The sequence below is a fragment of the Edaphobacter sp. genome, assembly GCF_035532915.1.
In the GTDB taxonomy this organism is placed as follows: domain Bacteria; phylum Acidobacteriota; class Terriglobia; order Terriglobales; family Acidobacteriaceae; genus Edaphobacter.
This window is the reverse complement of sequence record NZ_DATKQC010000460.1, coordinates 1-7,324: the sequence shown is the minus strand read 5'-3', so window position 1 is coordinate 7,324 and position 7,324 is coordinate 1. Positions and strand designations below refer to the sequence as shown.

General features: G+C 58.2%; 8 protein-coding genes. All 8 read right to left on the bottom strand.

The features are described 5' to 3' along the window. Positions 1-132: 132 nt before the first annotated feature. The 8 genes from VMU57_RS21625 to VMU57_RS21590 all read right to left on the bottom strand — a co-directional run bounded on the left by VMU57_RS21625 (position 133) and on the right by VMU57_RS21590 (position 7,166). A complete protein-coding gene (locus tag VMU57_RS21625; RefSeq protein ID WP_325387236.1) occupies positions 133-1,440 on the bottom strand; it encodes a type IV secretion system DNA-binding domain-containing protein in 1,308 nt (435 codons plus the stop codon). 2 nt (positions 1,441-1,442) lie between these two features. Beyond that, a complete protein-coding gene (locus VMU57_RS21620) occupies positions 1,443-1,826 on the bottom strand; it encodes a hypothetical protein (RefSeq protein ID WP_325387234.1) in 384 nt (127 codons plus the stop codon). Between the two features lie 206 nt (positions 1,827-2,032). Beyond that, on the bottom strand, positions 2,033-2,359 hold the full coding sequence (locus VMU57_RS21615; protein WP_325387233.1) for a hypothetical protein: 327 nt from the start codon (positions 2,357-2,359) through the stop codon (positions 2,033-2,035). A gap of 23 nt (positions 2,360-2,382) precedes the next feature. Beyond that, positions 2,383-3,330 (bottom strand): RepB family DNA primase, encoded by a 948-nt coding sequence (locus tag VMU57_RS21610; RefSeq protein ID WP_325387231.1) that lies wholly within the window; start codon positions 3,328-3,330, stop codon positions 2,383-2,385. Positions 3,331-3,432: 102 nt separating this feature from the next. Then, positions 3,433-3,807 (bottom strand): single-stranded DNA-binding protein, encoded by a 375-nt coding sequence (locus tag VMU57_RS21605; protein WP_325387229.1) that lies wholly within the window; start codon positions 3,805-3,807, stop codon positions 3,433-3,435. Positions 3,808-4,307: 500 nt separating this feature from the next. Then, entirely contained in the window at positions 4,308-5,276 is a 969-nt protein-coding gene (locus tag VMU57_RS21600; RefSeq protein ID WP_325387227.1) for a CpaF family protein, read from the bottom strand. After that, positions 5,273-6,079, bottom strand: a complete 807-nt coding sequence (locus tag VMU57_RS21595; RefSeq protein WP_325387226.1) for a VirB8/TrbF family protein — start codon at positions 6,077-6,079, stop codon at positions 5,273-5,275. Before VMU57_RS21595 ends, VMU57_RS21600 begins: the two co-directional genes overlap by 4 nt. A 163-nt stretch (positions 6,080-6,242) precedes the next feature. Then, a complete protein-coding gene (locus tag VMU57_RS21590; protein ID WP_325387224.1) occupies positions 6,243-7,166 on the bottom strand; it encodes a type IV secretion system protein in 924 nt (307 codons plus the stop codon). Positions 7,167-7,324: the final 158 nt, after the last annotated feature.

The following is a 7,324-nucleotide window of genomic DNA, read 5'->3' as shown; positions in this document are numbered from 1 at the left end:
ACGTTTGCGGCTGAGCCGTTCCAGTTCTCTGCGCGTGGCTTCATCGATCACAATGGGCGGGGCGATACGCATGGCGAGGTCTCCTCATCATAAGATGAGTCTCGCCATATACGTGATTCTATTTATGACGCACTACACTAGCAGGTCGATCCAGAGCGAAAACAGCGGTCGCAATGTGTCCCGCTCGGGTGGCCGCGATGTAATGAAGATCCACCCCTCGCGCTTCTTCGACCATGTACGCGCATTCCAGACAGGCCGCTTATCGTCCTTCTCCGGCAGCAGCCGGAAGCTCTTGGCAACGAGACCCAAAGAGGATAAAACACCGGCACGCTGCGGCCCGGCCTTCCTATCTATATAGAAGGCCATCTCGGTGCCTTCGAGCTTCTTCAGCAGCTCCACGTCATCTGCCATCCATGCGGCAAGTTGATGCGGCGTCGGTCCCAGCCTGAGCAAATGAGCGAAGATTTGGGCAGGCGTCTCATGGAAAAACTCGTCTACCTTATCGGTCTTCGGCTGGTAGAGTGATGCCGCGATTGCATCCGCTTCAGCGTTCGATTCCATCTCCTGCGCCGGTCCCCAATAGGGGCAGCGAGCGTCCAGCGGATTCAGCACAATGTCACCACGGCTAGCGTCGTAAAACCGCTGGATGTACTCGCAGGCCGGGTCATATACGATGGCGGAATCACCTCTCCCTCTGATTTGGCGAAGGCACTGCATGATGAGCTGCGTTTTTCCAACCCCGGTGTCGCCCATGAGCTGAAGATGCTGCGCTTCTTTCTGCAATGGAATCCGCATCATCTTGCCCGATTCTGTTGTCTTGAAGCCGATGCCATCGCCCTTCTGCGTCCGGTTGAACTCCTTTGGCGAGAGCATGAGAGGCCCACGCAGGACGCGGCCATATTTCATATTTTTGAACCGCTGAATGTCCCTCGGGATCGCCGGCCAAAGCATCAGTGCAAGGCAGACGCCACCCTCAATGAAGCTGACAGCGAATACAGACAGGATGCCCTTGTCCGCGAAGATGGCACCACGAAGCCAGAGGTGTACCGAGGCGTCGGCGAGCTTTTGAGCAGGGCCGCGGAACGGAAAACTGTAACCCTGAGCCAGCGCCAATTCTGACAACTTGAAGGACACGACCTTACCATCGGGCAGCGTCATCTTGCCCGGCACGAAGTCCACCGGGAATGCAAGCCGAGGTTTGGCCTTTCGGCCACCGAGGTACACCAGACGGTAGGTGCCGTGCGTGTGAATAGCACCGCCGATCTGGGAGCGGATGTACTCGGAGATGTAGGACTGCTGTAGCGGCGGCAACGAGAAATGGAGCCGCTGCCATACCAACAAGCAGGTACAAAGGAGCGCCGCGGCGAGGGCGGTGTAGCTCATGATCGGAGCGTGCGGCGGCCAGATGATCGTCTCTTTTCTGCCCCATTGGTTTGCCATCCCTATTTCTCCTTTCCCGCATCCTGCGTGTACTGCTGCATCACGTCCTGGGCGGCCTTGTGCTTCTCTTTCCGCACCATCGTCATCGCCTCGGTAATCCATGTCGGTGAGACCTTTTCACCCAGGATGAGAGGCTTGATGAGGTTCACCAGCAACATTCGCGTGGCGACCAGCTCCGTGAATACGGCGTCATCTTTGGAGCGGCGTGCCTCTCGCAAAAGAACGTCTCGTGCCCACTCGCTCGCGGACTTCCCATCTGCGGCGGCCGCGCGAGCAAGTTCCTTTTCTTCCTGCATCGTGACTTTCGTCCCTAAACTGCGCGAACGGCTGTCACGAATCTTTCCGCGTCCCATACGTTCTGCAATGCTATTGGATGGGGGTTGCATAGATACTCCTCATCGGAAATTTGGTGGTTTCCAGCTAGGAACTCATGGTTCCTTGCTGAGAACCGCTCGGCTGTAACCGGCGCTTCTACAGCCGGTTCGCGGGCAGGAACCTTCGTCGTTCAAACACCACCCTGGAAGGGATCAAGTGTCAATCATCTTCAGGTGCGGAGCACCTTCGTGACTTTGCCACCGATATAGCAGCGAGATCATGCCTTCGATCCCGCCACGATTGCCGGTGCTTGTGCAGCCGATGATGCTGAGGAAACCGGCTTCCTTGCTGGTTGCTCAGCGGCATCACTCCCAGCGCCACGACGAACCCGAAGCGTCGGCGTAATCCGCTGTGCTTCGGGGGTGCGGAGGAACTCCTGAAACTCACGATCTTTGCTGAAGACATACGCGAGTGCTTGCTCGACGACATCGTTTGCGGAAGCATGGATGAAAGCGGCGTACTGATCGACCTGAGCAGCGGTCGTATCCGTCAGACGAATCGAGGCGCTAAGGTGGCGGGTTTGGGTAACTTCGAGTAGTGGCATGTGGTTCTCCTTTGGGGTTGAAATTAGACGTACTTTTTGTGGGCCATCATGCGCTGTGCGGTGGCCGCAATCTCCCGCGCGCGAGCGGAGCAAAGGGCAGCGGGAAGCTCAAAGCGGCGGCGGGATTCGAGCATCGTAATCACGTCGTCCATGCGGATGCCTTCAATAAGCCAGAGGCGAGCCGAAGCGACATCGACGGTGCGCTGCGCGTAATAGAGAGGATTGGGTTTGTCGGCGCGGCGCGAAGCGAGCTCCCCCGTCAGCTTCACGGCATCTTTCCCGTGAGCAAGCTCATGGGAAACCCATGCCCAATCGCTCTCCGAATGGCTGTGCTTTCCGGGCTGCTTCCGCAATGGGACGTCATGCTCGAAGAGCATCGCGTCCACCGTCGCAACGTCGATTCGGAAGTCATCTGGAGTCCAGACAGAATCGCAGGGATATTCAGCCGTGACTCTGTGCGCTGGATCGTACTTGCGATTCAGGAAACCGGGGATGCGGAGCACCCGGTTGCAATCGGTGCAGGCGGGATCGCCGCCGAAGGCGATGGCGAGCAGCTTGAGCGTCTGTTCCTGCCGCGCAAAGTCGAATCCGTCCACCGCCCAAAGCACCTGATATTTTCCAGGCGAACTGGAGAGGACGACGGTCGGCGCGGGTACTGCATCGGACGCCCGGAGCGCAGCGAGCCGGGCGTCGCCGTCAGTGTCGATGTCTATATAAAGATGACGGGCGAACGCTACGCAGTCCTTCGTGCGTCTGCGGCTGCCGGGGCGAAGCGGATTGGCGGCGACATAGATGTTTGCGCCCGTTCTGTTTTCATGGGCAAGCCAATCGAGATAGCGAGGCGCGAGCACTTTATCGAGCGTGACGACGCGCTGCGTCGGAGCGCCTGCACTCTCTCCGCGCAGCAGGAGAGCGATCGTCTCACCTGACGCGAAGCAGCGGGTGAGAAAGTCTCTGACTGTTTCGTACATTTAATTACCTCCGATCTCTGTTGCTCTGTTGGCGGATGCCAGGGGGCTTTAGCAGCCGAAGAGCCCGGCTCGATGCCGGACCCTTGGCTACGGGAAGAGCGCCTATGCGGCCTCTTCGTCGGGAGCGTCTTCGCTGTCCTCCGCCGCTGCTTTGGCGGCGCGATCCAGTTTGAGAATCGAGTTCACCCGAATCTCCCAGATGGTCACTTCAGTGCTGGTCTTCGTGCTCTCGAACTTGCGGCTGCGCAACTCGCCCTCGACCTGGACATGAGCGCCCTTGGTCAGCTTGGCGGCGAACTCACCGAGCTTGCCGAAGACAACGCAACGGTGCCATTCCGTGTGCTCGATGTACTTGCCGTCCTTCTTGTAGGAGGACTTGGTTGCGAGAGAGAGTGTGGTGAGGCTGCGGTCGTTGTTGGTGCGAACTTCTGCGTCGCTGCCGAGGAATCCGATGAGGGTGACTTTGTTCTGGTACATGGTGGTGATCTCCGTTTTGTTGTAATTCCCGTTAGCTGCTCGGGTCACCCTTCGCGAAGCGAGCGAGTGGCCCCTGCTCCCAAGGCCGAAGCTCTGCATTTACGGAGGGTCCGGCGAAGCTGGAAACCGTAACCCGAAGGGCCGCGTAGCGGAAGCAGAAGAGCGAGCCTGCCGCTGGGCGCAGGACAGGCCCGAAGCGTGAACCCGACGCAGAGGACGGGATACGAATGGAAGGCACCCATATGCGCCAAAGTCACCCCACCGATTCCAGCGATGCGGTGTCCCAATAATCGCAGCCCCATGCTCCGCAACAATCACCTCCGACGGAGACAGCATCGGCCACACTGAATGGCTTGCATACCGCGGTGCTTTGCAGGCGGTTGCCGCCATGCTGGGCGCTTTCAGAGACGAGTTGGGCTGTGCAGCTAATTGAGCCGCATGGAAGACCATTGGAGTGACCTCGGATTCGGGTTGAATTCTTCTAGCTGGAGACTCGCGCGTCAGGCGTCGGAGGCACGATAGACCTCCTTGGTGACGAATGCCTGCTCCGCATGACTGTAGCCGGAGACGGTAATGAGTTCCCGGACTCTTCGGCGGCCCCTGGCATCGCGCTCGCAATGCAGCACGAAGTCCACGGCTTTGCCGGTCTGCGACCGGACAAATGCCTGATCCAAATTCGTTCTTGCACTCAAGGCCATGTCGGCCAGCCGGTCCAGCGCATCCACGGCGGAGTCGGCGTGCAATGTCGAGAGCGTTCCACCGTGCCCGGTGTTCATGGCCTGGAGCAAGTCGTAGCCGCACTCGTCGCGAATTTCACCCATGATGATGCGGTCGGGACGATGGCGGAGAGCGGCCGCTACAAGCTGGCTCGGCGTGATGGCAACCTGCCCTGGGATCGCATCGACGGCTTCCCAACGGACGGCGTTCGGATGGGCGATCTTCAACTCAGCTGGCTGCTCGATGACGACAAGCCGTTCATGCAGCGGAACATGGTCAAGCAAGGCTTTCATTAGGGTTGACTTGCCTGAACCCGTTCCACCGCTGATGATGCCGTTCTTCCGGCGCTGAATCAGCTCGACAACCGCATCCCGTGTATGTTCCGACAAGCTGCCCGCATTCACCAGATCATTGGAGGTGTACCAGCGGTTGAATTTGCGGACAGTCAACGTCGGGCCATTGATCGAAGACGGAGGGCCGACAACAGCCACGCGCGAGCCATCCGGCAGGCGCGTATTGAGGATGGGGTTCTGACTGGTCAAATCCTGACCGAGGATGCGAGCGACGCGCTCAATCGCCGCCTGCAACCGATCGTTGGTGTACGGCGCGGAGAGCGGAATATGCTCGACAACGCCGCCACGATCCGCGAAGACTCCCGTCGTCCCGTTAATCATCAGGTCGGAGATGGACGGGTCCAGTAGCAGCGCCCGCAGCTCGTCGGGAAAGAACGGGAGTATGAGTTGGTAACTCACCGTGTTGCTCCTGCGGCTGGATGGGCTATCACGCCCGGCACAGCGGCGGTCTTACCGGGGGCGATGGGATCGACCGAGACGCGGTTCTCGTGGAACTCCGTGATGGTCAATCCAAGGGGATTGATCGTCTCAAACTGCGGGAAAACTTTGGACTGATCGCTCACCTGGGCCGGATTGAGATAGTAGGTGATACTCAACATCCAATGCTCAGTCCTCGGCTCACGGGAATGATCCGGCGCATAGATTCGGTCGATGGCTACGAGAGCTGTCCCACGCGCGATCTTTGCCCCTTGGACGGTCTGCACGGACATCGACGTGATGGTTACGTCCCGCACCTCCACATCGCTCTGCTCGACCTGTCCGGCCATGACCTGGGAGACGAGATGATTCTGGTTGTCCTCGGCCATCAACTGCGAAGCGAGGGACTGCGACAGAAAGTAGTAATTAAGAGGATATTTGGCCGCGATGGTATCCCGGCTGATGGTGTAACGGTAGTTGGCCCAATCGGTGAGATAGGTGCGGACTTCACCCTCGCGCGGGCTGTAATCGAGGTCGCTGTACTGAATGGCCTGAGCGCGTCCCATCTCGTCGATCCGCACGTAGCGATTCACGACTGGACGATGGGCAAGAGACAAGTTGAGCCACATCGAACCGCAGAGCAATACCGTGCCGCAACCGATGATGAGCCGGTAGGCTTTTCGCTCGGAATAGTGCGAGGCATAGACCTCGTTACCGATCTGGTCGGTAAGCAGCGATTGCTCCGGGGTGAGCTGTCCTTCAATGGGTATGGTGTGCGTGGACATGGGGTGCATGGCTCCTTTCGCTGGCAGCTCGAAGAAAGACACCTGTGTAGATCACACCGGCGATCAGGATGCCGATGGCAAAAAGTACGAGCAAGAAGCGAACGAACCGATCCAAGCCAGTTGCGCGCGCGAAGAAAAAGCCCATCAGAAATTCCCACATTGTCTATGCACCTCCCGATTTGATTGCTAGCGTGCCCGCGATGCCTCCGGCCAGTTTCGTTGCGGCGGAAGTGAGTCCCGCAGCTCCTCCGAAGATGGCCTGAGTCATGCTCGGAATAAACAGCATGTTAATGATGAACGCGACGAAAACCATCAAGCAAGGGATGAGATTGGCAATCCACATCTCCATCGAATAGTTGCCGTTGAAGGTCTGTTGTAAGAACCCATTCATGAATCCAGCCCACACGAAGATGAAAGCGGCGGCAACTGCACGAATCATCGCGAAGCTGATGAGTACGTCGAGGAACTGAAAGAACTTGGCGCGGAAAGTCTGCGTCATCAGCAGCGGAACGAAGATCGGGCCAAATAGAGCAGTAACGCCGTACAGGATGAAGGCGCTGCAATTGATGACGAAAAGGATCGCAGAGGCGAGTCCAAGTATGAGCTGGACGACAATGTAGCAAAGGATCTCAATGGGAGCAGTAAACGACGGTGTCGGCGTACTGTCGCCAGCCGTCTTGAGCAACTGAAGGAACTGATCCAACGAGTGTTGATCGAATGCTGCGACCATCGCCTGGGCAATATAGGAAAAGAAGTGGTTGATGCCGAAGCTCGCGCCCGGAAATGGGTTCACCCAATAATTCAGCAGCAGGGAGCACACGATCAGGCGGAGCAGAAAGTTCGTCAGATCGCCCGCACGAACGGGATGGGTATGGAAGCGCAGCGTCATCGCTGATGTATTCCAGTTAATGACCATGCTGATGAGGGTGAAGAGAGAGATGCAACTGAGTTCCGTGAGGCCAAGCTGCGTGAGCGCGCCGCCGTTCTGCGTCGTCAGATTGGTCAGGTTGTTGGTGAACTGATACAGCCAGTCCACGCCGGAACTTGTGCTCGGTAATGCCTGCGCCAACAATGCCACGGAAACCATATCGCAACTCTCTCTCGGTTAGGGGATGTACGTCCGCCAGGTCTTGCCTTCGTGGGCGGCTGCGGAGCTATGCCGCTTTCTGTCCTGCTCGACGCGTTGCCGGAACGCCTCATCCTCGGCCTTCCGTTCCTCGACATCCTTCTGCTGTTGCTGGAGGA

Coding starts and splice junctions, on each gene's coding strand:
- VMU57_RS21620 (WP_325387234.1), bottom strand. CDS start 1,826: ATGCAACCCCCATCCAATAGCATTGCAGAACGTATGGGACGCGGAAAG.
- VMU57_RS21610 (WP_325387231.1), bottom strand. CDS start 3,330: ATGTACGAAACAGTCAGAGACTTTCTCACCCGCTGCTTCGCGTCAGGT.
- VMU57_RS21605 (WP_325387229.1), bottom strand. CDS start 3,807: ATGTACCAGAACAAAGTCACCCTCATCGGATTCCTCGGCAGCGACGCA.
- VMU57_RS21590 (WP_325387224.1), bottom strand. CDS start 7,166: ATGGTTTCCGTGGCATTGTTGGCGCAGGCATTACCGAGCACAAGTTCC.
- VMU57_RS21625 (WP_325387236.1), bottom strand. CDS start 1,440: ATGGCAAACCAATGGGGCAGAAAAGAGACGATCATCTGGCCGCCGCAC.
- VMU57_RS21615 (WP_325387233.1), bottom strand. CDS start 2,359: ATGCCACTACTCGAAGTTACCCAAACCCGCCACCTTAGCGCCTCGATT.
- VMU57_RS21595 (WP_325387226.1), bottom strand. CDS start 6,079: ATGTCCACGCACACCATACCCATTGAAGGACAGCTCACCCCGGAGCAA.